The sequence below is a fragment of the Kitasatospora sp. NPDC051984 genome, assembly GCF_044593455.1.
Taxonomy (GTDB): Bacteria; Actinomycetota; Actinomycetes; order Streptomycetales; family Streptomycetaceae; genus Kitasatospora.
In genome coordinates this window covers 140,170-163,691 of record NZ_JBIUCB010000012.1, presented here as the reverse complement: position 1 = coordinate 163,691, position 23,522 = coordinate 140,170, and the positions used below count along the sequence as shown (strand labels likewise).

Here is a 23,522-nt window from a genome sequence, read left to right as displayed (position 1 = left end):
ACTCGGGGAGGCACATGGTGACGGACGGATCCACCTGGGAATCGGCGAGACCCTGGAACGATGTCGTCGATCAACTACAGGGCCTGGGCCAGCAGGTGGAGCAGCTCGGTGCCGCCGGTGAGCTCCGCGATGCGGGCCTGGAAAGCCGACTCGCCGACACCCGGGCGGACCTCGACCGCGTGGCAACGCGACTGACCGAGGTCGCGGGCACTCTCGCGCAGACCAAGGAAGAGCTGAGGCAGGTCCGCAGGACGGCCGAAGCCACACATGCCGCCCTCAACTCCTTCGTGGAGCGCTACGGCCGGGACCAGAGAGTCGCCGACGCCCAGGCCGAGTTGACCCGGCTCACGACCGAGTGGACGGCGGGATTCGCTCAGCGGCAGCGCATCCGAGCACTTGCCAGGGGGCTGGTTCACGGCCTGACCGAAGACGCCGCGGCCCGGGGAGTGCTGGCCACGAGCACGCTCGACGCGTACAGCCAGGAGCAACTCATCCTGGAACCCTCCTTCTGGCTCGCGCCGGCCGTGGTGGCCGTGGCCGCCGACTTCAGCGGCGACGCGGAGCGCGCCGGCCGGGCTCGCAGCTACGCCCAAACTCTCGACCAGCCCAAAGCCACGCTGTTCTTCGCGCTCACGAGTTCACGCCAGAAGCGACAGGACTTGGCGGCACGTTGGATGGACCTGTACCTGGCCGGACTCAACCCGAACAACCTGGGCCTGGAGTTCTCGGTCGTCCTCGACGCGGTCGCCGGCGCCGAGCTCGGCTTCGAGGCGTACACCTACGCGCGGCAGGCGATGGCCCGCTGGGATCGTGAGGCGCACGCTCGCTCACACTTCGGCTTCGACCGGGACGGTGCAGCACCGCAGTTGAAGCGCTGGCGTCCGTGGATGCTCGGTCACGGCCGTTCGGACTCCGAACAGTTCGCCGCTCTCGCCCGGCTCTGCGGCACTCACTGGCCGGAACTCCGGCGAGGGTGGCAGGCCGCGACCGGAGTGAAAGGAACGCTCGACTTCCTTCAACGCGAATACTCCGACGTACCCACACCGCGTGAACCGGGTGTCGGCACCGACCTCGCACTCAACCATCTGATCAGTCAACTCGACCCCGACGAGCGGGACATGAAGGATCGGATGGATCGGCTCCGCTCGATCATCAGACACCGCGGCGACCTCGACGCGATGGATTCGGAACCCGAATCACCGACCGCCGAGGACACGCAGGACTTTCAGAGCATTCTCGAACGCGCCATCTTCCGGCCGAAATCCGTGCAACTCGGCTACTCCGCACGGCTCCTGAGTCTGCACAGCACGTGGCTGGGCCTCCGTGCCGCCGTCGAGGCCGCCGCCGCGGAATCCGCCACGAAGCTTCCTTCGGGCCTGACCATCACCATGGACGGCTGGAGCTGCCGGCTTCCCGCGGCTCCGCTCCGGCCCGAGGCCGCGCAACAGATCCTCGCCGGGTTCCAGGATTACCTGAACCGATCGACCGACCGGGCCATCGACTCTGTTGCCCCGGTGTGGCCGCGCATCGTCGCGCACACCGCTGCCGCCGCGCTCCTCGGCGGACTGGCCGTGTTCCTGGCCGGCGCCGCCGCCGGTCTGGCAGTAGTTGCCTCGGCCGGCCTGATCGGCAGCGCGACCTGGGGCGTGCTCAGAGTTCCGCTCCAGCGAAGCCGACTGCGTGAAGACTGCGCCCGCCGCAGGAACAGCGGCGGCGCGGAACTGGCGAAGGCCCTCGACCAGCACTCCCGGATGCTCCGACAGTGGCGAACCGGCCTCGCAGCCGCAGGTCGGGCGCAGGGCTGGTCCCCGGCTGCCGCTGAGGACGCGAAGCGGCAGTCCGGGGAGTGACCATGAACAGCAACCTCATCGCCGGCCGGTATCGCCTCGACCGCGCCCTCGGCAGCGGCGGAATGGGCGATGTCCGGCTCGCCCACGACACTCAGCTCGACCGGCCGGTCGCCATCAAGTTCCTGGCCCTCGACCGTCTCCGGGAGTGGCGCAGCAACCGGGACAACGCGACCGTCCAGCTGACGGACAGATTCCTTCGCGAGGCACGCGCGATGGCCCGGGTGAACAGTCCCCACGTGGTCACCGTGTACGAGCAGGGCCAGGAGGATCACTGGCACTACCTGGTGATGGAGATGATCGACGGCGCCCCGCTGTCGAAGTACATGGGCGGGGGCATGGACCTGACCCTTGCTCAGACCGTGCGGTGGGGCGCACAGATCTGCGACGGGCTAACGGACGCGCATCACGCAGAGGTGGTCCACCGGGACATCAAGCCGGACAACATCATGATCACCGACCGGAACGAAGTGAAGCTGGTGGACTTCGGCCTCGCCCTGCTCCTTGACGCGACGGTCACTCATGGCGGCGGCCTCACCCTGCTGTACGCGGCACCGGAACGGATCAACGGCCAGCCGGGCGACGAACGCAGCGACCTGTACTCGTTCGGCTGCGTCCTGTACGAGATGCTCACCGGAAGGCCCCCGTTCGGGAACCGCGACTCCAGTCCCGGCGCCATTGCCGAATTGCACCTGCGCCATATGCCGCCCGCTCCGCAGAATGTCCGCTCGGGCATCCCGGGCGAACTGAACGACCTGGCCCTTGAGCTCCTGGCGAAGGAGCCGCGCCGCAGACCCCACGACGCGGCCACGGTCGCCCACCTCATTCGGCAGGTCACCTACGCGGTCGAGCCGAGCGACCACGGGCCGGCGGCCGCCGAGCCTCCCCATGTCGACCCCGACTATGTGGAGCAGATCCAGAAGTTGGAGCTCTCCATCCGGAGAATGCAGCTCGCGAAGGGCCACACCGATCCGGCCGTGCTCGACGCCCGCATGAGGCTCGCGGAGTTGACGGGCGAGTCGGGCGACCGGCGCGGCGCGGCCTCGCTGTACAAACACCTCGGCAACGACTGCCGGTCCGCACTCGGCCCGTTCGACCGCCGCACGCTGGACGCCTTCGAGGCCGTGACGCGCTGGATCACGGCAGATTAGCCCACAGCCCTCCGGTGCACCGGAGTCGGCATGCGACGGCGGGCCCGCCCCTCGTTCTGGGCGGGCCCGCCGGGTCTTGAACGGTCAGGCGTCGGGGGTGAGTTGGGCGAGGACCTCGAGGAGGGTGGCCTCGGCGGCGGTCTTGTCGAGGCCGAGGTTGGTGAGGATGCCGGCGCCGGCCTCGTGTTCGAGGAGGGCGAGCAGGAGGTGTTCGGTGCCGACGTAGTTGTGGCCGAGGCGGAGGGCCTCGCGCATGGAGAGTTCGAGGACCTTCTTGGCGCCCGCGTCGTAGGGGATGAGGGCGGGGACGTCCTCGGCGGCGGGCGGGAGGGCGGCGAGGGCGGCCTCGCGGACGGCGTCCAGGGTGATGCCCCGGCCGACGATGTAGGCGGTGCCGAGGCCCTCGGGTTCGGCGAGCATGCCGAGCACCAGGTGCTCGGGGCGGATCTCGGGGCTGCCGGTGTCCTTGGCGGCCTGGTGGGAGACGACCACCACGTTGCGGGCGCGCGGGGTGAAGCGGTTGAAGCCCTGCGCGGTGTCGATCTCGCGGACCTCGCCGGGGTCCTTGGGGACGAAGCGCTTCTGGGCGGCCTGACGGGTGACGCCCATGCTGCGGCCGATGTCCGTCCAGGACGCGCCGGAGCGGCGGGCCTGGTCGACGAAGTGGCCGATCAGGTGGTCGGCGATGTCGCCGAGGTGGTCGGCGACCAGGACGGCGTTGGACAGCTGGTCGAGCGCTTCGGGGTACGACTTCTTGATGCCCTCGATCAGGTCGTCGAGCCGGATGGAGGTCTTCACTCCAGAGGTGTCAGCCATGAGGCAACCTTAGGTTGACAGTTGGAGGGTGTCAACCGATGGTTGACACCTGTCGCAGCGGCCGTTTTCTACCCGTCGGTAGGGGGCGTTTCGGTCGAGTTCACCCACCCGCCGCCCGGTGTCTTGTCCGCGTCACGAAGGCCCGAGTTGACTGCACAACATCGATCGCCCCACACCCCCGGAGCCCCCATGCCCGCCACCCGCACCACCCGCCTCGCCGCTGTACTCGCCGCCGCCGCAGCCCTGTTGACGGTTCCTCAGGCCGCCGCGCACGCCGAGAGCGCGCCGCTCACCGTCACCCCGCTGAACGTGCTCACCTACAACACCTTCCTGATGAGCACCAACCTTTACCCCAACTGGGGCCAGGCCTACCGGGCGCAGGCCATCGCGGGCGCGGACTTCTTCCAGGGCCACGACGTGGTGGTGCTGCAGGAGGCTTTCGACAACGCCACCTCCGACGCGCTGGTGTCGAAGGCCTCGGCCGCGTACCCGTACCACACGCCGGTGGTCGGCCGCTCCACCAGCGGCTGGGACGCCACCTCCGGCAGCTACAGCAGCACCACGCCGGAGGACGGTGGGGTGGCGCTGCTCAGCAAGTGGCCGATCCTGCGCAAGGAGCAGTACGTGTTCAAGGACGCGTGCGGCTCGGACTGGTGGTCCAACAAGGGGTTCGTCTACGCGCAGATCAACGTGAACGGGCAGCGCACCCACGTGGTCGGCACCCACCTGCAGTCCACCGACTCGGGCTGCTCCAGCGGCCAGGCCGCCGACATCCGGGGCAAGCAGCTGCGCGCGATGAAGGCGTTCCTGGACGCCAAGCAGATCCCGGCGAGCGAGCCGATCGTGGTGGCCGGCGACCTGAACATCGACTCGCACGGCAGCGAGTACCCGGCGCTGCTCTCCAACGGCGGCCTGGCCCCGGCGAGCACCCGGGACGGCTGGGCGAACTCCTTCGACACGGTCGACAACTCGATCGCCGCCTACCGCTACCCCGGCGAGCCGAAGGAGGACCTCGACTACGTCCTCTACCGCGCCGACCACGCCCGCCCGGCGCAGTACACCAACACCGTGCACCGCTTCCACAGCGCGCCGTGGACGGTCAGCAGCTGGGGCACCTCGTACACCTACACCGACCTGTCCGACCACTACCCGCTGATCGCGGGCTGACCGGTTCCGTCAGCACGCGGATGGCTGCCGCCAGGGACTCTCCCCGGCGGCAACCGTCCCCAGAAGGGTCAGCGGCGCGGCTGGGCGAAGCGGACCATGTTGCCCGCCGGGTCGCGGAACGCGCAGTCGCGCACCCCGTACGGCTGGTCCATCGGTTCCTGGAGCACGTCCGCGCCGGTGGCCCGGATCTTCTCGAACGTCGCATCGCAGTCGGCGGTACGGAAGTTGACGGCGCGCAGCAGGCCCTTGGCGAGCAGTTCGGCGGCGGCCTGCCGGTCGGCGTCGGTGGCGCCCGGGTCGGCGACGGGGGGTTCCAGCACGACCTCCACGTCGGGCTGGGAGGCCGAGCCGAGGGTCACCCAGCGCATCCCCTCGAAGCCGACGTCGTTGCGCACCTCCAGCCCGAGCGCGTCCCGGTAGAAGCCGAGCGCGGCGTCGTGGTCGTCGACGGCGATGAAGCACTGCGAAAGCTTGATGTCCATGCCCCCGACGCTACTGACCGGCGCCCGCTTCCGCTTCTCCGTTCCTGATCGGCTTCGCCGCGTCGGCGCCGGTACGACTGGCGACCGCGCTGCCCGGCCGGCCGGTGTCGGTGCCGCGGATCGGGCGGGTCAGGTACATCGCGACGCACGCGGTGATGTGCTCGGCGGCACTGTGGTCGCGGGCCCGGTAGGCGCTGGGGCTCTCGCCGACCAGTTCGGTGAAGCGGGTGCTGAACGACCCGAGCGAGGTACAGCCGACGGCCATGCAGACCTCGGTGACGGACAGGTCGCCGCGCCGCAGCAGTGTCTTCGCCCGCTCGATCCGCCGGGTCATCAGGTAGCTGTACGGCGTCTCACCGTACGCGGCGCGGAAGCTGCGCTGGAAGTGGCCGACCGACATCAGCGCGACCTTGGCCAGCGCCGCGACGTCGAGTGGTTCGGCGTAGTCGCGGTCCATGGTGTCGCGGGCCTTGCGGAGCCGCTTCAGGTCGTCGATCTGCACGCCGCCCAGGGTAATCGCCCGGCGTGAGGCGGCCACCCCACCGTCGATCAAAAGGTGATCACACCGGCCCGACCCGGAAACGCCTCAACAGGCGGACGATTTCGGCGAATTGCCCGACACACCGGTGCGTCGCGCCGCAGTTCAGCGGCATCTCCCGCTAGTTTTTGAGTCACGCGAGGGAGCCCGGTGGAGTGGCCGAGCGGCGAGGCAGCGGCTTGCAGGGCCGCTTACATAGGTTCGATTCCTGTCTCCACCTCCTCGCTCCCTTCGAGGTCCGCCCCCGCCCGGAAGAGGCCGGGCGGCATCGAAGGAGGAGTGGTTTTCCGATGCCCATCGCCACCGTCAATCCGGCCGACGGCCGTACCGTCGAGGTCTTCGATCCGCTGGACGAAGCAGGCGTGGAAGCCCGGTTGGCACGCGCCCAGTCCGCGTTCGAGTCCTGGCGGCTGAGCGCGTTCCCGCAGCGCAGCGAACTGATGCACCGGGCAGCCGAGTTGCTGGAGAAGAGCAACGAGGAGATCGCCCGCACCATGACACTGGAGATGGGCAAGCCACTGGCCCAGGCCCGCGCCGAGGCCGCCAAGTGCGCGAAGTCGATGCACTGGTACGCGGACCACGCGCAGGCGCTGCTCGCCGACGAGCATCCGGCGGCGGCCGACATCGCGGACTCCGGTGGCGCGTCGGCGTTCGTCCGCTACCGGCCGCTCGGCCCGGTCCTGGCGGTGATGCCGTGGAACTTCCCGTTCTGGCAGGTGATCCGGTTCGCCGCGCCCGCGCTGATGGCCGGCAACGTCGGGCTGCTGAAGCACGCTTCGAACGTGCCGCGCACGGCGCTCGCGCTGGAGGAGCTGTTCGCCCGCGCCGGGTTCCCGCAGGGGTGCTTCCAGACGCTGCTGATCCCGTCCCGCGCGGTGGAGGCGGTGATCCGGGACGAGCGGGTGACGGCGGTGACGCTGACCGGCAGCGAGGGTGCGGGCCGTGCGGTGGCACGGGTGGCCGGCGACGAGGTGAAGAAGACCGTCCTCGAACTGGGCGGCAGCGACCCGTTCCTGGTGCTGCCGTCGGCGGACGTGCCGGCCGCGGTCGCGAAGGCGGTGACGGCCCGGGTCCAGAACAACGGCCAGTCCTGCATCGCGGCGAAGCGTTTCATCGTGCACACCGACGTCTACGACCAGTTCCTGGCCGGTTTCACCGCCCGGATGCGGGACCTCGTGGTCGGCGACCCGATGGCGGACGCCACCGAGGTCGGCCCGGTCGCCACCGAGCAGGGCCGCACCGACCTGGAGGAGCTGGTCTCCGACGCCGTCCGGCACGGCGCGAGCGTCACCTGCGGCGGCGAGCGGCCGGACGACCCGGCGCTGACGGACGGCTGGTACTACCTGCCGACGGTGCTGACCGGCATCACGCCGCGGATGAAGATCCACCACGACGAGGCGTTCGGCCCCGTCGCCACCGTGTACCGGGCCGCCGACCTGGACGAGGCGGTGGCGATCGCCAACGACTCACCGTTCGGCCTGAGTTCCAACGTCTGGACACGCGACGAGACCGACCGGGAGCGCTGCGTGCGCGACCTGCGCGCGGGCGGCGTGTTCTTCAACGGGATGACGGCCTCCCACCCGGCGTTCCCGTTCGGCGGGATCAAGCGCTCCGGCTACGGGCGGGAGTTGTCCGGTCACGGCATCCGCGAGTTCTGCAACATCACCACGGTGTGGTCCGGCAGCTGAGAACGCGCTGCGCGGTCCGGCGGCCGACCGCCGCCGGACCTGCGCCCATCGGTGATCACGCTGCGTGGCGGGCCTGATGGTGCGGGTGGGCGTGTTCGTGGCGGCCCCAGAACTGCGAGACGAAGGCCACGATGGTCGCGCCCCACACCACCGAGAACACGATCAGCAACCAGAGTTCGGTCACCTGCGGGGCGACCAGGGCCAGGCCCAGCGAGAGGGCCAGCAGGAAAACCAGCGAAGAGTTGTGCTTTTCGGTCAGCCAGGCGTACGTCCCCCGCACCGGACGAGGTCCCGAGGCTCCGGCAGCAGTCGCGGGCATGGCTCTCACCTCCGCAGAGTTCAGCATTTGTTCGAGTATGGCGCCGGTCAGCGCACCCGGCAGCCCGGGTAGCATCACCGCGAGCACCGACGAGGGGGTCGCGAGTGTCGATACGCGGGGGGCTGCGCAGCCTGGAACGACAGGCGTCCGCGCTGCCGGACGGCGCCGAACTGTTCCGGCTGCGCCCGGACGGGCGGGTGCTGCGGGCCGACCGGGCGGGGGCGCGGGAACTCGGGCCGCAGGACCCCGACAGCGGGCTGTTGCGCTTCATCGACGACCAGCAGTACGCGCACTACTTCATCGGCGACGCGGCGACCTCGCCACAGCGCCCGTCGAACGCCACCTACAAGCTGGGCCTGGTCGCGCCGCACACCGCATTCACCCCGCACGCGCACGGCGGTGAGCACCTGGTGCTGGCGCTCGGCCCGGCGTCCTGCGGGCTGTACGACGCGCGCCGCCGCCGGGTGGTGGCCGTCGACCTGGCGCCGGGCACGCTGATCCGGATCCCCGAGCTGATGCCGCACTCGTTCGGCAACCGCAGCGACAACCGGCTCGCGATCCTCGCCGCGAACACCGGCTACGGCATCGACCACGAGGACTACGCGATCACCGCCGAGGTCGCCGAGCAGCGCGGCGAGCGCGAACTCGCCGATGCGCTGCGGGAAGTGACGTTACGTCAGCGGCTGGGTACGGTGACCGTGCGGGAGCGACTGGCGCACCGGCTGCACCGGATCGCGGCGGCCCTCGAGGACTCCCGGTGACGTCGGCGCCGTCGAAGTCGCCGACCACGCCCACCACTTCGACCATCTCGCCCGCTGCGCCCACCACTTCGACCGCCTTGCCGGCTTCGCCCACCACTTCGACCGCCTCGCCGACCAACTCTCCGATCGAGCACGCCCCGACCCGGGAGAACGCCCGATGATCTGTCCGAACTGCCGGACCGACCGACGCCAGCGCGAGCGCACCGGACACACCTGCTCGCACTGCAAGAGCAAGTTCGCGCTCGACCCGAAGGTGGAGCCGGGCCGGCTGCACGACCTCAAGTTCCGCGAGCTGGTGGCCAAGGGGACCACCGGCGACCTGCGGATCACCGTGGAGCAGCTGTACTGGCTCAACGAGCGCCGCCTGCACCGCTTTCCGGGCGGCGAGGAGCGCGCCGGGAGCATCGTGGGCGGCGCCGTGCTGGTGGTGATCGCGGTGATCACCGGCTCGCTGACGATCGGGATCGGCAGTTTCGCCTGGTTCCTGCTGGGCCCGGTCACGCTGGTCGCCGCGAGCCTGGCGGTGCAGCAGTTCCGGGGCGCGGGGCGGCTCCGATCCGATGCCCCGATGCGGCCGCAGGTGTCCCTGACCGACTTCGAGCGCCGGGTGATCGGCCGCTGGCGCGAGGTCTACCGCGAGCTGCCGGCCGGGCTGGTGGAGCACCCGCCGATCGATGCGAAGCCGACGACGGTCAAGGCGCAGGCCGTGGTGCTGTGCGAACTCCCGTCGGTGGCGGCCTTCCTGCGCACCAACAACTTCGCGGAGCGCCACCGGGTGCTGCTGGTCGACGAGTTGGCGAACGTCCCGGCCGCTCTGCCGGTCGTGGTGCTGCGCGATCTGTCGCTGAGGGCGCTGGCCCGCACGGTGGCGGTCCGGGAGGCGCTGCCCGGGCGGCGGGTGGTGGACTGCGGGCTGCTGCCGCGCACGGTGTTCGCACCGGCCAAGGCGGTCCGGCTGCGCGACAACGCGGGGCCGCGCCGGGCGCCGTCGGCCCTGGGCGCCTCGCCGGGCTGGCGGCGGCTGGCCGACCGGGAGCGCGACTGGCTGGCGAACGGCTGGTACTCGCCGCTGATCACCCTGCCGCCGCCGAAGCTGCTCGCGCTGGTCGAGAAGGCCGTCGAACGGGCCGTCGCCGTACCTGCCCCTGCCGCGGAGACTCCGGCCGAGACCCGGCGCCGCGCCGAGCGGATCGGCTTCCTCACCTGGCCGCCGGGCGGTGCGCGGTGATCTGTCCGCACTGCCGGGAGAGCGTGGGCCGGCGCGAACGGCACGGGCACCGCTGCTCGCGCTGCCGCCGGACGTTCGCGCTGGACCCGAAGTCGGAGCCCGGCCGGCTGCACGACCTCAAGTTCCGGGAGCTGGTGGCCAAGGGCACCGGCGGCGGCCTGCGGATCACCGTGGATCAGCTGTACTGGCTCAACGAGCGTCGTCTGTACGGGTTTCCGGGCCCGAAGGAGCACCGCAAGCACCTCGTGATCGGCACCGTCGCCGCGGTGTGCGCGGTGGCGGCCGGTTCGGTGGCGGCGGGCATCGACAACGAGTCCTGGTTCCTCTTCCTGGGCTTCTGCGCGGCGGCCGCGGCCACGCGTGCGGTGCGCGATTTCCACCGGGCGTGGCGCACGCGGGCCGGGGCTCCGCTGCATCCGCGGCTGACGCCGACCTGGTTCCAGTACCAAATCATCGACCGCTGGCGGGAGGTCTACCTCCGGCTGCCGGACGGGCTGTTGCAGCACCCGCCGGCCGACCCGAAACCCGGCACCGTCGAGGCCCGGGCCGTACTGCTGTGCGAACTCCCGTCCGTGGCGGGCTTCCTGCGCGCCAACGAGTTCGCCGAACGCCACCAGGTGCTGCTGGTGGAGGAGTTGGCGAACGTCCCGGCCGCGCTGCCGGTCGCGGTGCTGCGCGACCTGTCGCTGTCGGCGCTGGCCCGGACGGTGGCGGTCCGGGCCGCGCTGCCCGGGCGCCGGGTGGTGGACTGCGGACTGCTACCGCGCGCGGTGTTCGAGCCAGCGAAGGCGGTGCGGCTGCGCGACTGGACGGGATCGCCGGCTCCGGCGGCGCTGGCGGCCTCCCCTGGCTGGCAGCGGCTGACCGGCCGGGAACGCGACTGGCTGACGGCCGGCTGGTACTCGCCACTGATCGCCATGCCGCCGCCGAAGCTGTTCGCCCTGGCCGAGAAGGCCGTCCAACGGGCCCTCGCCGACCCCACAACGGCGGCCGAGACCCGGCGCCGCGCCGAACGGATCGGCTTCCTCACCTGGCCGCAGGCCCTGCCCTCGCCGCCCCCGGCCGCCGACGCCCCGTCGGCCCTGCCCGCGCCGCCCCCGGCCGCCGACGCCCCGTCGGCCCGGCCCGCGGACGGTGCCCGATGACGGAGGGACGCGGGTTGACCCCGATACCCGACCGGCTGCTCGACCGGGCCGTCCGGCGGGCCGCCGAACGCTGCGCGCATCCGGGCCATCTCGCCTTCACCGCACGGCAGTTGTACTACGAGACGGACCGCACGTTACTGCCGCTGCACCGCGGCCCGCACCGCCTGCGCTACACCACCCGGCCGCTGCTGTCGGCGGAGCGCTTCGCGGCCTCGCTCGCCCGGCAGCCCCAACTACCGGTACTGCCCGACCTGGTGGCGCCCCGCCCGCACCGGCCGGGACCGGAGGGCGACCTGTACGACTACGCGTTCCCCCGGCTGCTGGTCTGCCAGGATCCGGCGATCGCCGCGATGCTGCTCGCCAACCGCCTGCACCTGGAAGGCGCTTGCCCGATCCTCACTCCGGAACGGCTGCCGCTGGACGCCCGGCTGCTGGCCGCGCTGGAACGGGCGGAGGGCGCGGTGGTGCACGTGCTGCACGACGCCTCGCCCGCCGGGCTGGAGCTGTTCCGCCGGGTAAGGGAACACGCCGGCCCCCGACTGCGGGTGCGCACCATGGGCCTGCTGCCCCGCCACGCCGCCGCCCTGCACCTGGCCGCGCTCGCCGGTCAACCACCGTGCGACGCCGACGACTTGCCGCCCGAACTCCCGGCCGCGGAGCGCAACTGGCTGGCCCGGGGGAGGGTCGCGGAGCTCGCGGCCGTCCGCCCGGCCCGACTGCTGCGGACCGTGCTGCGCACCGTCCGCGGCGGCGGCTTCGCCCCGCCCGCCCGTCCGGCCGCGCCCACCCGGGCCCGCGACACCGGCTTCCTGACCTGGCCGACGCCCTGACCCCCGAGGACTCCGGACAATGACCCAGCCACCCGAAATCACCTACAGCGACGAGCTGTTGGCCGACGGCACGGTGCACCGCCGGTACTCCGACGGCCGCAACGAATGGCGCACCCGCCACCCCGACGGCCGGATCCACTGGCGCGACGACCGGGGCGACTCCGGCACCGACGAGCGGCTCGGCCGCGACCTGGTCAAGCGCTCGCACACCGACGGCCGGAAGAGCTACGGGCGCGACATCGGCTACGGCCGCACCGTGTGGGGCCAGGGCCGCTACGTGCTGGTCAACCGCAGCTCGTTCCCCGGCCGCCTCGGCGTGGTGCTGGGCGCACTCGGCCTGGGCGCCGGCATCGCGGCCGCGCACTACGCACCGGAACTGCTGTCGATGGACGAGGAGGAAGAATTGCGCCGCCAGGCCGAACGCGCCCGCTCCTCGGGCGGCGACGGCGGCGGTGGTGACGGCGCCGGTGGTGACGGCGGCGATGACGGCGGCGGGTTCGACGACGGGTTCGACGACCACGGCGGCTTCGGCACCGCCGGGGACGGCGACGACGGCAGCGACCCGGCGGACGGCGGCGCCTGGGACGGTGATGACTTTGGCTGAGTCGCACCGCCTGGCCACGCCCGCACCCGCCGGGCCGCGGGCCCCGCACCGCCCGGCCCGCTACTCCGTGCTCTCCCTGCCCGCCACCGGCCCCCGGCGCCCCGAACCCGGCCTGGTGGCAGGCCCGTTCGAGACCCAGGGCCGCTGCGTCTCCGCCGCCCTGCTGACCGGAATGCCCGGCTTCGCGGACGGCCCGTTCACCGTGGACGGCCGCACCGCCGTCGGTGAAGTCACCCTGCACAATCGGGACGAGCTGCACGCCGCGCTGGCCGCCGCCGGGCACCCCGCCGAACCGGCCTGCCCGGACGGTGAGTTGCTACTGCGCTGCTGGCTGGCACTCGGCCCGGACGGGCTGCGGGCGGCGGACGGCCTGTTCACCCTCGCGGTGCTGGACGGCCCCGATCTGGTACTGATCCGCGACCAGATGGGCGCCCGCACAGCATTCCACTGCCGCACCCGGGACGGCGGCTGGGTGGTCTCCAGCTCGCTCCTCCACCTGCGCCAACGCCCGGACGTGGACACCGGGTTGGACCTCGCCGCCGTCCGCTCCTTCCTCACCTTCGCCTACCTGCCCGGCACCGAGACGCTGCTGCGCGGGGTGTCCGAACTGCTGCCCGGCAAAGTGACCCGCCTGGGCGCGGACGGCGAGGTGCGGGTCGAGGAGTACTGGGAGCCGCAAGCCGGTTCACCTGATGTCGATCTGACGATCAGTCACCATAGCTTTGTTCTCCGGGAGTTGCTCGAACTGGCGGTGGCCCGACGGCTGCCGGAAGGGGAGGACGTGGCCGTCCTGCTGTCCGGCGGGGTGGACAGTTCGCTGGTGACGGCACTGGCCGCCCGGCTGCACGACCGGCCGGTGCACACCTACTCGATCAGCTTCGGCAACGAACTGCCCAACGAGCTCGGCTACTCGGGCCTGGTCGCTACGCACTGCGGCACCCGCCACCGCGTCCTGACCGTGCCCGGAGAGCAGGTCGCGGCCCGCCTCGCCGACACGGTCGCGCTGCTGGACAGCCCCGTCGGCGACCCGCTCACCGTGCCCAACCTGATGCTCGCCGAGGCCGTCGCCGGCGACGGGCTGAGCGTGTCGCTGAACGGCGAGGGCGGCGACCCGGTGTTCGGCGGGCCGAAGAACCTGCCGATGCTGGTGTTCGAGCTGCTCCGCGACGACCCGTCCGAACAAGCCCGCGCCGACGCCTACTTGCACACCTACCGCAAGTGCTGGGAGGACCTGCCGGTCCTGCTCACCGGCGAGGCCCTGGCCGAACTCGACGCGCTCGGCCCCGCCGCACACCCGCGCCGGCACGTCGCGCCGTACCTCACGGACCGCCGAATGCCCTCCCTGCTCGACCAGTTGCTGCACTGCAACCTGCGCACCAAGGGCGCCCACCACATCCTCACCAAGGTGGAACGGCTCACCTCCTCGCAGGGCATCCAGGGCCGCTCGCCGCTGTTCGACCGGCAGGTGGTGGAGCACGCGTTCGCCACCCCGCCGACGCTCAAACTCCGGGCCACCGAGGAGAAGTGGATCCTCAAGGAGGCCGTCCGCGACCTGCTGCCCGACACCGTCACCTACCGCCCCAAGAGCGGCATGCGGGTGCCCGTGCAGCAGTGGCTGCGCGGCCCGCTCGCCGAACACACCGCCGACCTGCTGCTCGGCCCCACCGCCCGAGCCCGCGGCCTGTTCCGAGCCGACACCGTGGAGACCTGGATGCGCGGCGGCGGCCTGCTGCTGCCCCGCCAGGGCGGCAAGCTGTGGCTACTGCTCACCCTCGAACTCTGGCTGCGCGCCTACGACTTGTGACCACTGACGCACCGCCGCCCACTCTCGAACCCTGGCTGCGCGCCTACGACTCGTGACCACTGACGCACCGCCGCCCACCCTCGAACCCTGGCTGCGCGCCCACAACTTGCGCCCCTGATGGAGACCGCCCGATGAAGCTGACCGACCCCCGCACCGGCGCCCACCGCCGCACCCTCGAGGCCTCCCGCGAGCCCGAGGTGGCCGCCGCCGTCGCCACCGCCAGGGCCGCCCGGCCCGCCTGGTCCGCGCTCACCCCGCGCGATCGGCACCGCCGGCTCACCGCCCTCGCCGACCTGATCGAGCAGCACGCGGACGACTACCTGGCCGCCGAGTGCGCAGGCACCGGCAAGCCCGTCACCGAGGCAGCAAATGAGATCGCCGAGGTCGCCGACCTGTTCCGGTTCTACGGCGGCGCCGTCCGGGCCGGCACCTCCCCCGCCGCCGGCGACTACCTGGCCGGGCACCAGAGTTGGGTCCGCTGGGAGCCGGTCGGCGTGGTCGCGGCCATCGTGCCGTGGAACTACCCGCTGCTGATGGCCGGTTGGCGCTGCGCCCCCGCCCTGGCCGCCGGCAACACGGTGGTCCTCAAGCCCGCCGAGACCACCCCCGACAGTGCGCTGCTGCTCGCCGAGCACGCCGAACAGGCCCTCGGGCCGGGCGTGTTGACCGCCCTGCCGGGCGACCGGGAGACCGGCCGGCTGCTGGTCCCGGCCGGCTGCGACCTGATCGCGTTCACCGGCAGCCCCACCGCGGGCGCCGACATCACCGCCCACGCCGGCCTCACCCCCGTCAGCCTCGAACTCGGCGGCAACAGCCCGGTGTTGGTGCTGCCCGATGCCCCCGCCGACACCTGGCAGCAGCTCGCCGCCGCCAGCACCTACAACGCCGGTCAGAGCTGCGCAGCGCCCGCCCGGGTCATCGTCCTCGACGAGGCGTACGAGCACGCCGTCACCGCGCTCGCCGCCGCCATGGCCGAACGCCACGCCGGACGCGACTTCGGCCCGCTCAACAACCCCGACCAGGCGGCCCGTTACGACCGGATCGTGGCCAAATCGGCCGCCCGGACCGCCCACACCGCGCCCGGCCGCACCGACGGCCTGTGGCGTCCCGCGACCGTCCTCGCCGACCTGCCCGCCGATGACCCCGCCGTGGTCGAGGAGGTCTTCGGCCCCCTCCTCACCGTCCAGCGCGCCGCCGGCCTCGACGAGGCCGTCGCCCTCGCCGAATCCGTCCCGCAGGCCCTCGCCGCTTCCGTCTGGACCACCGACCTCACCACCGGCCTCGCCCTCACCGACCGCCTCTCCGCCGGCGAAGTCTGGCTCAACTGCCACCTCGCCCAGTCCGCCGAACTCCCCCACAGCGGCCGCCGCGGCTCCGGCGCAGGCACCGACCTTTCCACCCTCGCCCTGCGCGAATACCAACGACCCAAGACCGTCACGGCCCGCCTGGTCTGACCCACCTGCGTGCCACACTGCCGACAACCCACGCCCCGCCCCGCCGGGGCGGGCTCCAGGACCCTATCCGCAGGGACGGATCGCCCTGCGCGGGAGGCATCGTGAAACTGCTCCTCACCTCCGCCGGAGTGAAGAACCCGAGCATCCGGCAGGCCCTCGTCGACCTCCTGGGCAAGCCCCTCGAGGAGGCCGACGCCCTGTGCATCCCCACCGCCGGCTACGGACACCCCATGGGGAGCCCGGCCGGAGCGTGGCGCTTCATCACCGGGCGGTCCACCACCCCGATGTGCGAACTCGGCTGGAAATCCATGGGCGTCCTGGAACTCACCGCCCTGCCCAGCATCGGCGCCGAGCGCTGGCTGCCCTGGGTCCAGCAGGCCGACGTCCTGCTCGCCAACGGCGGTGACGCGCTGTACCTGTGCCACTGGATGCGCCAGTCCGGCCTGGCGGAGCTGCTCCCCTCCCTGCACGAGAAGGTCTGGGTCGGGCTGAGCGCCGGCAGCATGGTGATGACGCCCCGCGTCGGGGCGGAGTTCGTCGAGTGGACGTCGCCCACGGGCACTGACGAGACCCTGGGCCTCGTCGACTTCTCCCTCTTCCCGCACCTGGACCACCCGGCCCTGCCGGAGAACACCATGGCCGACGCCGAACGCTGGGCGGCCGCCCTGCCGAACCCGGCCTACGCCATCGACGACGAGACCGCCGTCAAGGTCGCCGACGGAGTCGTCGAGATCGTCTCCGAGGGCCACTGGCGACTCCTCTGAACGCTCGGACAGCCCTCTCCCCCGGACCCGGTGGGACGATCAACGAATGGATGAGCAGCAGTTGACGGGCGGGCTGGCCAACGCCGGCGCGGTGGTACGACGCGGAGCGGTGGTGGACCGCCCGGCCGGGCCCAACGCGCCTGCCCTGCACGGGTTTCTGCGGGCACTGCGAGCGGGCGGGTTCGCGGACGCGCCACTGCCGACGGGTGAACCGGCGGGCGGGCGCGAACAGTTGGAGTTCCTGCCGGGCGACGTCGCGGTGCCGCCGTACCCGGCATGGGCGCTGCGCGAGGACGCGCTGACGTCGGTGGCCCGCCTGCTGCGGCGCTGGCACGACGCCTCCGCCCGCACGCCGTTCGACCCGGTGGCGGCCTGGCCCGGCGAGTTCGCCGATCCGGAGGGCGGCCCGCTCCTGTGCCACAACGACGTGTGCGTGGAGAACGTGGTGTTCCGCACCGGCGCGGCGGCCGCACTGATCGACTTCGACTTCGCCGCCCCGGGCCGCCCGATCTGGGACGTGGCGATGACGGCCCGCTACTGGGTACCGGTGCTCGACCCGACCACGGCTACCGAGACCGCCCGAGCCCACCTCCAAGTCCCGCACCGCCTGCGCCTGTTCGCCGACGCATACGGCCTCTCCCCGGCCGACCGCCTGGCGCTGCCGTCCGTCCTTGAACAGACCACCGCCGTCTGCCGAACCTTCGTCACCCACCGGGTCACCGCCGGGGACGCCGCGTTCACCGCCTACTTCGACGCCCACGGCGGCTGGGCCCGCTGGGACCGGCTGCAATCCTGGCTCGCCGATCAACGGCCGCTCCTGGAACGAACGTTGAAGGCTTGACGCACGAACGGCAGGCGCACGGTCCGATGGAGCGGTCCATGCGTCACCGGCGCGCCAAGGCGGCGGCAATCAGGTCGGCCCGATCGGGGACCGGCGCGGGCGGAACGTCGATCAGGTGGAAGCCGAAGCGCCGGTAGCTCTCGCGGTGGACGCGCTCGAAGTCCAGTGAGGCGCGGTAGTCGATCCGGCGGGCGGCGGTGCGGGTGACGAATCCGATCGGGCGGATCAGGAACACCTCGCGCCGATAGGTCCGGGTGTCGACGATCCGTTCCAGCTCGGCGGCGAGCGCGGGCGGGACGGGCCGGCCGAGGTAGACGGCCAAGGCGTGGGTGCACACCGGTGAGCGGTCGAACAGCCGGTGGCGGCCGGGCGGCGGGGCCGGGTCCTGCCGGGCCTGTTGCAGGGCGAGCACCAGGGAGACGAAGCCGTCCGCGGTCCACGGTTCCGGGTCGCCCGCGGCCTGTTCCCGGGTGATGACGTCGGTCGCGGCCTCGGGCACCACGTCGTGGCCGCGGGCGGCGAGTTCGCGCAGCACGGTGGTCTTTCCGGCGCCGGGCGCGCCGGTGAGGATCCAGCGGGCCATGACGGGCGGCCACTCCCTTCGGTCCTGGTCGGGGCGTCAGCGTAGCGCGCGCGGGGCGGGCCGCCGGGCGGGTGAGGGCCGGTTCGCGGGGCGTGGGTGGCGGGAACGGCTGGCGGGGTGAGCGGTGGTGGCGGAGTGATGCTGGCGGTGTCGAGCACCCGGCGGGTGTTCGACGAGGGGTGGCTGCTGGAACGGAAGTGGGACGGGATCCGGGCGCTGGCGGTGCGGGACGGCGCGCGGGTGACCCTGCGGTCGCGGACCGGACAGCAGCTGGAAAGCGCTTACCCGGAGCTGGTGGCGGCGCTCGCCGCGCAGCCGGTGCCGAGGTTCGCGGTGGACGGCGAGATCGTCGCCTTCGAGGGCGGGCGGACCAGCTTCGCCCGGCTCCAGCAGCGGATGGGGCTGCACGATCCCGTACGCGCACTGGCCAGCGGCGTCGCGGTCGAGTACGTGCTGTTCGACCTGCTGGCCCTGCAGGGGCACGACACCACGGGGCTGCCGCTGCTGGACCGCAAGCAACTCCTCACCGAGGCGGTCGAGTTCAGGAAGCCGCTGCGACTGTCCGAGTACACCGCCGCCGAACCGGGCGTCCCCGTCCCGCTCGCCGAGGCGTGCGCGCACGGCTGGGAGGGCCTGATCGCCAAGCGCGCGGCGGGGCGGTACCTGGCCGCCCGGTCCGGCGACTGGCTGAAGCTCAAGTGCGAGCGCGGGCAGGAGTTCGTGGTCGGCGGCTGGACCGAACCGGCAGGCAGCCGCGAGGCGTTCGGCGCGCTGCTGCTCGGCTACCACGAACCCGGCCACCAGCCCGGCCTGCTGCGCTACGCGGGCAAGGTCGGCACCGGCTTCGACACCCGCACGCTCCGCGCCCTGCACCGCGTCCTACTCCAACTCGCCGCCCCCGTCAGCCCGTTCGACCCGGCCGAGGACGTACCGCTGCGCACCTCGCACTGGGTGCGGCCCGAACTGGTGGTGCAGGTCGGCTTCACCGAGTGGACCCGCGACGGCCGGCTCCGCGCGCCCCGTTACCAGGGCGTACGCACCGACCGCCCGGCCGCCGAAGTGGTCCGCGAACCCCCGGCCTGACGCAAGAGCCCGGCCCGCACACCGCTGCACCGGATGGCCGACCCGGCGCGCGACGCTCCCGGGCAGTCCGTACGGTGCCGTTGCAGGGGGTTGACCGGGGGGCTACCCGAGCGAGAGGTAATCACTGGCATGGCTGGGAAGTTCGAACTGTACGTAGATGATCAGGGCCTCCACCGCTTCCGCCTGAAGGCGAGCAACGGATCGATCGTGGTGACCGGAGAACCGGAGGAGTCCCGCGAACAGTGCCTGAAGAGCATCGAGTCGATCCGGAAGCTCGCACCGTACGCGCAACTTCAGGAGACCGGCGCGAACGCGTGACCCGGGCAGTGTGAGCGCGGAGCACCAGCGGCGTGAGCACCGGGCACGAACGGCGCGCGCCGGCACGTGCGGCGTGAGCGCCGAAAAGCACACCGCCAAGCGCACCGCCGAGCACACCGCCAAACGCACCGCCGAGCACACCGGGCCCGCACCTGCGGCCCCTGTGGCGAGCCTGTGACCGACCCGGCGGGTTGTCACGGGCTCGTCGCCATCACGGTTCGCCGGCCCGCACTGCGGCATGCTGAAGGCAGCGAATGCGGACCGGGCGAGGGGGTTGGCGATGGCGGGGCGTGAACTGCTGGCGGCGGCGGGGGTGCTGTTCCCGGACGAGCAGGGCCGGGTGATGGTGGCCCGGGTGTCGTACCGGGCGAAGCACCCGATCGAAGTGCCGGGCGGCGGCTGGGACGCGTCCGACCCGTCGCCCCGGCACACCGCCGTCCGGGAGATCCAGGAGGAGTTGGGCATCACCCCGGTGCTGCGCGAACTCGCCTGCCTGGACTGGTCGCGGGACCACCACCGGCCGCCCATCGCGGCGTTCCTGTACTGGGCGGACCCGCTCACCGAGGCTCAGCTGGCCCGAATCCGGCTGGAGGCCGAGGAGTTGGACGCGCTGGTGTACCTGACGCCGGAGCAGTTGATGTCGGCGCTGCCGCCGCTGCTGTCCCGGCGGGTCGGGTCCTGCGCGCTGGCGCCGCGTTCGGCGGCGCCGCTGGAGCTCGCGGACGGCCGGCCGGTCGGCCACACCTCCCTGCACCTGCGCCCGTGGCCCACCCCGGCGTACACCGGCCCGGCCGGGATCGCGGCGCTGCTGCCGCCCGGCAGCGACCGGCCCGCGCCGCCGCCACCGATGGACCGGGACACGTACATCGCGAGCCGTCCCCGGATCCGGGCGAAGGCGCGGACGCTGTTCACGGACGAGCAGGGCCGGGTGCTGCTGGTGCGGTTGGTCCCGTGGAACGGCCAGACGGCGTGGGTGCTGCCCGGCGGCTCGATCGAGGCGGACCGCGAACTGCCCCGCGACGCCGCCCGGCGGGAGACCCTGGAGGAACTCGGCTGGCAGCACGAACCGGGCCGGCTGCTGGCGATCGACTGGATGCCCTCGGTCGCCGACGAACTCCCGCGCACCGTCCTGGTGTTCGACGGCGGGACGGTGACGGCCGAGCAACTGTCGACGATTCGCCTCCAGGAGGAGGAGATCGCCGAATGGGGCCTGTTCACCCCCGAGGAGGCGCAGCGCCTGCTGATCCCGCCCATCGCGCACCGGCTGGCCGCGTGCCTGGCCGTCCGCGCCCTCCCGGCCGGCGCGGGCCCGGCCGAACTGCTGAACGGCGTACCGCACTCGGGGTCGCCGGCGGTCGCCGCCGAACCGGACGGGTCGCACGGGTAGCCGGACCGGCCGCACGGGTAGCGGGACCGGTCGCACGGGTAGCCGGGCCCGCGCGGCGGGAAGGTACGAGCAAGGAGGTGGCGACGATGGAACGGTCGGCGGAGCAGGTGCTGGGCCTGGACGGTTGCGTGGTGCGGTCGTTGGTCGGCGGCGACCGGTTGGTCTTCCACCTCGGCGGCGGGCTGCGGCTGACGGTGCGCAACGACTTCCGGCTGCTGCGCGGCGCGAAGGTCGACCACTTCTACCCCACGCTCGGCGTCATCCCGTCCGGCGCCCTCGGCCCGCTGGTGCACGCCACGGTCACCTGCGCCACCGTCACCCCCGCCGGGGGCCTGCACCTCGCCTTCGACACCGGCCACCTCCTGGCCGTCGCCCCCGACCCGGCCCCCGGCGGCCCCGTCCATCCGTGGCAGCTCGCCTCCCCCACCGGCCCCCTGTTCACCGGCGGGCCGGACGGCGGCCCGGAGGGCGGGCGAGGCAGTGAACCGGACGGCGGCCCGGACGGCGGGCCAGGCAGTGAACCGGACAGCGGCCCGGACGGCGGGCCAGGCAGTGAACCGGACGGCGGGCCACCTGTTTGAGCGGGGGTGAGCTCGGCCGGAGGTAGGAGGCTCGTTAGGCTCCGACCATGATCATCCCTCCCGCCCGCACCACGGTCTTCGACATCGACGGCACGCTCTGCTTCGACGGGAGGACGATCGACGCCCGGATCCTCTCCGCCCTCGACGCCTGCGAGCGGGCCGGCCACGAGCTGGTGTTCGCCTCCGCCCGGCCGATCCGTGATCTGCTGCCCGTCCTGGAGGGCGCGTTCCCCTGCTCGACGCTGATCGGCGGCAACGGCAGCCTGGTGTCGGTCGGCGGGCGGGTCCGGATGCGCGCCGCGTTCTCGGCCGCGAAGCTCGCCGGCCTGCTGGCCGAGGCCGAACGGTTCAAGGCCGGCTATCTCGCCGACGGCCCGTGGGACTACGCCTACACCGGCCCGGCCGATCACCCGATCCTCGATCGCGTCGACCAGAACCGGGTGGCCCGCCGCGTCGAACTCGCCGAACTCCCGGCCGTGGTGAAGCTTCTGGTGGTCTCCGCGACCGACCTGTCCGCCCTCGCCGCGTCCTGCCGCGCGCTCGGATTCTCCGTCAACCACCACTTCGACGAGGGGATCATCGACTTCGCGCCCGGCACCACCGACAAGCGGGAGGCCCTGGTCTCGCTGGGCATCGACCACTACAACGCCTTCGGCAACGACATCAACGACTTCTCCCTGCTCCGCGACGCCCACCACGCCGTCCGCGTCGGCACCCACCCTGCCCTCGACGGCGTCGCCACGGTGACGGTCGCCCCGCACCCGGAGGCCGTCGCGGCGGAGATCCTGCGCCTCGCCTCGGCCTGACGCCGACGGCACTTCACTGCCGGAACCTTCAGAGGTGAGGCAGCGTCACTAGGATGGCGGCTGGTCAGGGCAGGTTGGGCAGGGCAGGTTGGGCAAGGCAATGGGGGCGGGGAATTGTTCGGAATCATCAGACCGTGTCGGCACCGCTTGTCGGAGCGACTGCACGCGTCCTGGATGGCACACCTGTGCGGGTTGTGTCTGGCTCTGCGGGACGATCACGGGCAGTTGGCGCGGACGGCGACCAACTACGACGGCCTGGTGATCTCCGTGCTGGTGGAGGCGCAGTCGCCGCGCGCCGCCGATCGCCGGACGGCGGGGCCGTGCCCGTTGCGCGGGATGCGGACGGCGCCGGTGGCGCGCGGCGAGGGGGCGCGGCTGGCGGCGGCGGTCTCGTTGGCGCTGGCGTCGGTGAAGGTCCGTGACCATGTGCTGGACGGCGACGGGGTGTTCGCGCGCCGGCCGGTCGCGGCGGGGGCGCACCGAATAACCCGGCGCTGGGAGCGGCAGAGCACGGGCAGCGCGGCGGCGGTCGGCTTCGACACGGGGGTGCTGCTGGCGGCGGCGGGCCGGCAGGAGGAGGCGGAGCGGCTGGTGACGGCGGGCGGTCCGCTGCTGCTGGCGACGGCGCCGACCGAGGAGGCGACGGCGGCGGCGTTCGCGCACACGGCGGTGCTGGCGGGCCGTCCGGGCAACGCGGCGGCGCTCGCCGAGGCGGGCCGGCTGTTCGGGCGGCTGGCGCACCTGCTGGACGCGGCCGAGGACCGGCAGCAGGACGAGGCGCAGGGGCTGTGGAATCCGCTGGCCGTGTCGGGCACCTCGCAGGAGGAGGCACGACGCCTGTGCCGGGACGCCGTGCACGGCATCAAACTCGCCCTGGCCGAGGTGGAGTTCACCGATCGGGCGCTGGTGCACCGGCTGCTGGCGCACGAGACCGGCGAGGCGGTGGACCGGGTGTTCGGCCGCGCCGGGCATGTCTGCGCGAGCACCGCGCCGCCGGGCACGGACCCCGACGCGCCCGCCGGTCCCCACCAGCCGCCGGGCCCGCCGAAGCCGCGCCGGGACACCATCGTGGGGTGCGCGGTCTGGCTGACGATGGCCTGCACGTGTCAGCTGCTGTGCTGCGAGCATGACAACCCGTTCTCCCGGGAGCGCCAGAAGGGCTTCTGCCAGCGCAACTGCGACTCCGCCTGCGACTGTTGTGACTGCTGCAGCGGGTGCGACGGGAGCTGCTGCCAGTGCTGCGGCGACGACGGCTGTTGCAGTGCGTGCGACGGCTGCGGGTGCGACGGCTGCGGCGGATGCGACTGTTCGTAGTCCCGAGAACC

At 72.5% G+C, this 23,522-nt stretch carries 24 protein-coding genes and 1 tRNA gene; 20 read left to right on the top strand and 5 right to left on the bottom strand.

From position 1 onward, the window contains the following. Positions 1-14: 14 nt before the first annotated feature. Entirely contained in the window at positions 15-1,850 is a 1,836-nt protein-coding gene (locus ACIHEI_RS23550; RefSeq protein ID WP_396607985.1) for a hypothetical protein, read from the top strand. Positions 1,851-1,852: 2 nt separating this feature from the next. Continuing rightward, the gene (locus ACIHEI_RS23545; RefSeq protein ID WP_396607984.1) at positions 1,853-2,998 is read left to right on the top strand and encodes a serine/threonine-protein kinase; all 1,146 of its coding nucleotides are present in this window, start codon (positions 1,853-1,855) and stop codon (positions 2,996-2,998) included. A gap of 84 nt (positions 2,999-3,082) precedes the next feature. Here ACIHEI_RS23545 and ACIHEI_RS23540 read toward each other — a convergent pair whose 3' ends face one another. Further along, positions 3,083-3,814, bottom strand: a complete 732-nt coding sequence (locus ACIHEI_RS23540) for a Clp protease N-terminal domain-containing protein (protein ID WP_396607983.1) — start codon at positions 3,812-3,814, stop codon at positions 3,083-3,085. 189 nt (positions 3,815-4,003) lie between these two features. On the opposite strand from ACIHEI_RS23540, the gene sph reads away from it, so the two are divergent. Next, entirely contained in the window at positions 4,004-4,981 is a 978-nt protein-coding gene (sph, locus tag ACIHEI_RS23535; RefSeq protein ID WP_396607982.1) for a sphingomyelin phosphodiesterase, read from the top strand. A 68-nt stretch (positions 4,982-5,049) separates the two neighbouring features. Here sph and ACIHEI_RS23530 read toward each other — a convergent pair whose 3' ends face one another. Further along, on the bottom strand, positions 5,050-5,463 hold the full coding sequence (locus ACIHEI_RS23530) for a VOC family protein (RefSeq protein WP_387642332.1): 414 nt from the start codon (positions 5,461-5,463) through the stop codon (positions 5,050-5,052). Between the two features lie 10 nt (positions 5,464-5,473). After that, entirely contained in the window at positions 5,474-5,920 is a 447-nt protein-coding gene (locus ACIHEI_RS23525; RefSeq protein WP_387643028.1) for a helix-turn-helix transcriptional regulator, read from the bottom strand. A gap of 230 nt (positions 5,921-6,150) precedes the next feature. Here ACIHEI_RS23525 and ACIHEI_RS23520 point away from each other — a divergent pair. Both ACIHEI_RS23520 and ACIHEI_RS23515 read left to right on the top strand, forming a co-directional pair. After that, positions 6,151-6,221: transfer RNA gene (locus ACIHEI_RS23520), tRNA-Cys, on the top strand. A gap of 70 nt (positions 6,222-6,291) precedes the next feature. Next, entirely contained in the window at positions 6,292-7,689 is a 1,398-nt protein-coding gene (locus ACIHEI_RS23515) for an NADP-dependent succinic semialdehyde dehydrogenase (protein ID WP_396607981.1), read from the top strand. 55 nt (positions 7,690-7,744) lie between these two features. Here the strand turns inward: ACIHEI_RS23515 and ACIHEI_RS23510 are convergent, their stop codons facing one another. Next, positions 7,745-8,008, bottom strand: a complete 264-nt coding sequence (locus ACIHEI_RS23510; RefSeq protein ID WP_392952801.1) for a hypothetical protein — start codon at positions 8,006-8,008, stop codon at positions 7,745-7,747. 104 nt (positions 8,009-8,112) lie between these two features. On the opposite strand from ACIHEI_RS23510, the gene ACIHEI_RS23505 reads away from it, so the two are divergent. The 9 genes from ACIHEI_RS23505 to ACIHEI_RS23465 all read left to right on the top strand — a co-directional run bounded on the left by ACIHEI_RS23505 (position 8,113) and on the right by ACIHEI_RS23465 (position 17,439). Further along, positions 8,113-8,769, top strand: coding sequence for a cupin domain-containing protein (locus ACIHEI_RS23505; RefSeq protein ID WP_396607980.1), 657 nt, complete (start codon positions 8,113-8,115; stop codon positions 8,767-8,769). A 157-nt stretch (positions 8,770-8,926) separates the two neighbouring features. Continuing rightward, positions 8,927-9,997, top strand: a complete 1,071-nt coding sequence (locus ACIHEI_RS23500; protein ID WP_396607979.1) for a hypothetical protein — start codon at positions 8,927-8,929, stop codon at positions 9,995-9,997. After that, positions 9,994-11,142 carry a hypothetical protein gene (locus tag ACIHEI_RS23495; RefSeq protein ID WP_396607978.1) on the top strand — a complete coding sequence of 383 codons (1,149 nt, stop codon included), beginning with the start codon at positions 9,994-9,996 and terminating at the stop codon, positions 11,140-11,142. The genes ACIHEI_RS23500 and ACIHEI_RS23495 overlap by 4 nt, the downstream gene beginning before the upstream one ends. A 14-nt stretch (positions 11,143-11,156) precedes the next feature. Further along, positions 11,157-11,972, top strand: coding sequence for a hypothetical protein (locus ACIHEI_RS23490; protein ID WP_396607977.1), 816 nt, complete (start codon positions 11,157-11,159; stop codon positions 11,970-11,972). Between the two features lie 19 nt (positions 11,973-11,991). Continuing rightward, positions 11,992-12,576, top strand: coding sequence for a hypothetical protein (locus ACIHEI_RS23485; protein ID WP_396607976.1), 585 nt, complete (start codon positions 11,992-11,994; stop codon positions 12,574-12,576). Then, positions 12,569-14,380 carry an asparagine synthetase B family protein gene (locus ACIHEI_RS23480; protein WP_396607975.1) on the top strand — a complete coding sequence of 604 codons (1,812 nt, stop codon included), beginning with the start codon at positions 12,569-12,571 and terminating at the stop codon, positions 14,378-14,380. Before ACIHEI_RS23485 ends, ACIHEI_RS23480 begins: the two co-directional genes overlap by 8 nt. A gap of 131 nt (positions 14,381-14,511) precedes the next feature. Further along, complete coding sequence (locus ACIHEI_RS23475) at positions 14,512-15,834, top strand: aldehyde dehydrogenase family protein (protein ID WP_396607974.1); 1,323 nt, start codon at positions 14,512-14,514, stop codon at positions 15,832-15,834. Between the two features lie 101 nt (positions 15,835-15,935). Next, a complete protein-coding gene (locus ACIHEI_RS23470) occupies positions 15,936-16,598 on the top strand; it encodes a Type 1 glutamine amidotransferase-like domain-containing protein (RefSeq protein WP_396607973.1) in 663 nt (220 codons plus the stop codon). Positions 16,599-16,644: 46 nt separating this feature from the next. Next, positions 16,645-17,439 carry a phosphotransferase gene (locus ACIHEI_RS23465; RefSeq protein ID WP_396607972.1) on the top strand — a complete coding sequence of 265 codons (795 nt, stop codon included), beginning with the start codon at positions 16,645-16,647 and terminating at the stop codon, positions 17,437-17,439. Between the two features lie 43 nt (positions 17,440-17,482). On the opposite strand, the gene ACIHEI_RS23460 is transcribed toward ACIHEI_RS23465, so the two are convergent. Then, complete coding sequence (locus ACIHEI_RS23460) at positions 17,483-18,022, bottom strand: AAA family ATPase (RefSeq protein WP_396607971.1); 540 nt, start codon at positions 18,020-18,022, stop codon at positions 17,483-17,485. Positions 18,023-18,160: 138 nt separating this feature from the next. Between ACIHEI_RS23460 and ligD the strand changes: the two genes are divergently transcribed. The 6 genes from ligD (at position 18,161) to ACIHEI_RS23430 (ending at position 23,511) form a co-directional block, all read left to right on the top strand. Then, the gene (ligD, locus tag ACIHEI_RS23455) at positions 18,161-19,105 is read left to right on the top strand and encodes a non-homologous end-joining DNA ligase (RefSeq protein ID WP_387863388.1); all 945 of its coding nucleotides are present in this window, start codon (positions 18,161-18,163) and stop codon (positions 19,103-19,105) included. Between the two features lie 129 nt (positions 19,106-19,234). After that, a complete protein-coding gene (locus ACIHEI_RS23450; RefSeq protein ID WP_387642368.1) occupies positions 19,235-19,423 on the top strand; it encodes a YegP family protein in 189 nt (62 codons plus the stop codon). Between the two features lie 280 nt (positions 19,424-19,703). After that, positions 19,704-20,810 (top strand): NUDIX hydrolase, encoded by a 1,107-nt coding sequence (locus tag ACIHEI_RS23445; protein WP_396607970.1) that lies wholly within the window; start codon positions 19,704-19,706, stop codon positions 20,808-20,810. Positions 20,811-20,896: 86 nt separating this feature from the next. Further along, entirely contained in the window at positions 20,897-21,391 is a 495-nt protein-coding gene (locus tag ACIHEI_RS23440; protein ID WP_396607969.1) for a DUF6188 family protein, read from the top strand. A gap of 47 nt (positions 21,392-21,438) precedes the next feature. Continuing rightward, positions 21,439-22,197, top strand: a complete 759-nt coding sequence (locus ACIHEI_RS23435) for an HAD hydrolase family protein (protein ID WP_396607968.1) — start codon at positions 21,439-21,441, stop codon at positions 22,195-22,197. A gap of 114 nt (positions 22,198-22,311) precedes the next feature. Beyond that, positions 22,312-23,511: a DUF5685 family protein gene (locus ACIHEI_RS23430; protein WP_396607967.1), complete on the top strand. Its 1,200-nt coding sequence runs from the start codon at positions 22,312-22,314 to the stop codon at positions 23,509-23,511. Positions 23,512-23,522 lie beyond the last annotated feature (11 nt).

Coding starts and splice junctions, on each gene's coding strand:
- ACIHEI_RS23435 (WP_396607968.1), top strand. CDS start 21,439: ATGATCATCCCTCCCGCCCGCACCACGGTCTTCGACATCGACGGCACG.
- ACIHEI_RS23465 (WP_396607972.1), top strand. CDS start 16,645: ATGGATGAGCAGCAGTTGACGGGCGGGCTGGCCAACGCCGGCGCGGTG.
- ACIHEI_RS23530 (WP_387642332.1), bottom strand. CDS start 5,463: ATGGACATCAAGCTTTCGCAGTGCTTCATCGCCGTCGACGACCACGAC.
- ACIHEI_RS23550 (WP_396607985.1), top strand. CDS start 15: ATGGTGACGGACGGATCCACCTGGGAATCGGCGAGACCCTGGAACGAT.
- ACIHEI_RS23545 (WP_396607984.1), top strand. CDS start 1,853: ATGAACAGCAACCTCATCGCCGGCCGGTATCGCCTCGACCGCGCCCTC.
- ACIHEI_RS23450 (WP_387642368.1), top strand. CDS start 19,235: ATGGCTGGGAAGTTCGAACTGTACGTAGATGATCAGGGCCTCCACCGC.
- ACIHEI_RS23460 (WP_396607971.1), bottom strand. CDS start 18,022: ATGGCCCGCTGGATCCTCACCGGCGCGCCCGGCGCCGGAAAGACCACC.
- ACIHEI_RS23510 (WP_392952801.1), bottom strand. CDS start 8,008: ATGCCCGCGACTGCTGCCGGAGCCTCGGGACCTCGTCCGGTGCGGGGG.
- sph (WP_396607982.1), top strand. CDS start 4,004: ATGCCCGCCACCCGCACCACCCGCCTCGCCGCTGTACTCGCCGCCGCC.
- ACIHEI_RS23440 (WP_396607969.1), top strand. CDS start 20,897: ATGGAACGGTCGGCGGAGCAGGTGCTGGGCCTGGACGGTTGCGTGGTG.
- ligD (WP_387863388.1), top strand. CDS start 18,161: ATGCTGGCGGTGTCGAGCACCCGGCGGGTGTTCGACGAGGGGTGGCTG.
- ACIHEI_RS23445 (WP_396607970.1), top strand. CDS start 19,704: ATGGCGGGGCGTGAACTGCTGGCGGCGGCGGGGGTGCTGTTCCCGGAC.
- ACIHEI_RS23525 (WP_387643028.1), bottom strand. CDS start 5,920: ATGGACCGCGACTACGCCGAACCACTCGACGTCGCGGCGCTGGCCAAG.
- ACIHEI_RS23540 (WP_396607983.1), bottom strand. CDS start 3,814: ATGGCTGACACCTCTGGAGTGAAGACCTCCATCCGGCTCGACGACCTG.
- ACIHEI_RS23485 (WP_396607976.1), top strand. CDS start 11,992: ATGACCCAGCCACCCGAAATCACCTACAGCGACGAGCTGTTGGCCGAC.
- ACIHEI_RS23500 (WP_396607979.1), top strand. CDS start 8,927: ATGATCTGTCCGAACTGCCGGACCGACCGACGCCAGCGCGAGCGCACC.
- ACIHEI_RS23475 (WP_396607974.1), top strand. CDS start 14,512: ATGAAGCTGACCGACCCCCGCACCGGCGCCCACCGCCGCACCCTCGAG.
- ACIHEI_RS23515 (WP_396607981.1), top strand. CDS start 6,292: ATGCCCATCGCCACCGTCAATCCGGCCGACGGCCGTACCGTCGAGGTC.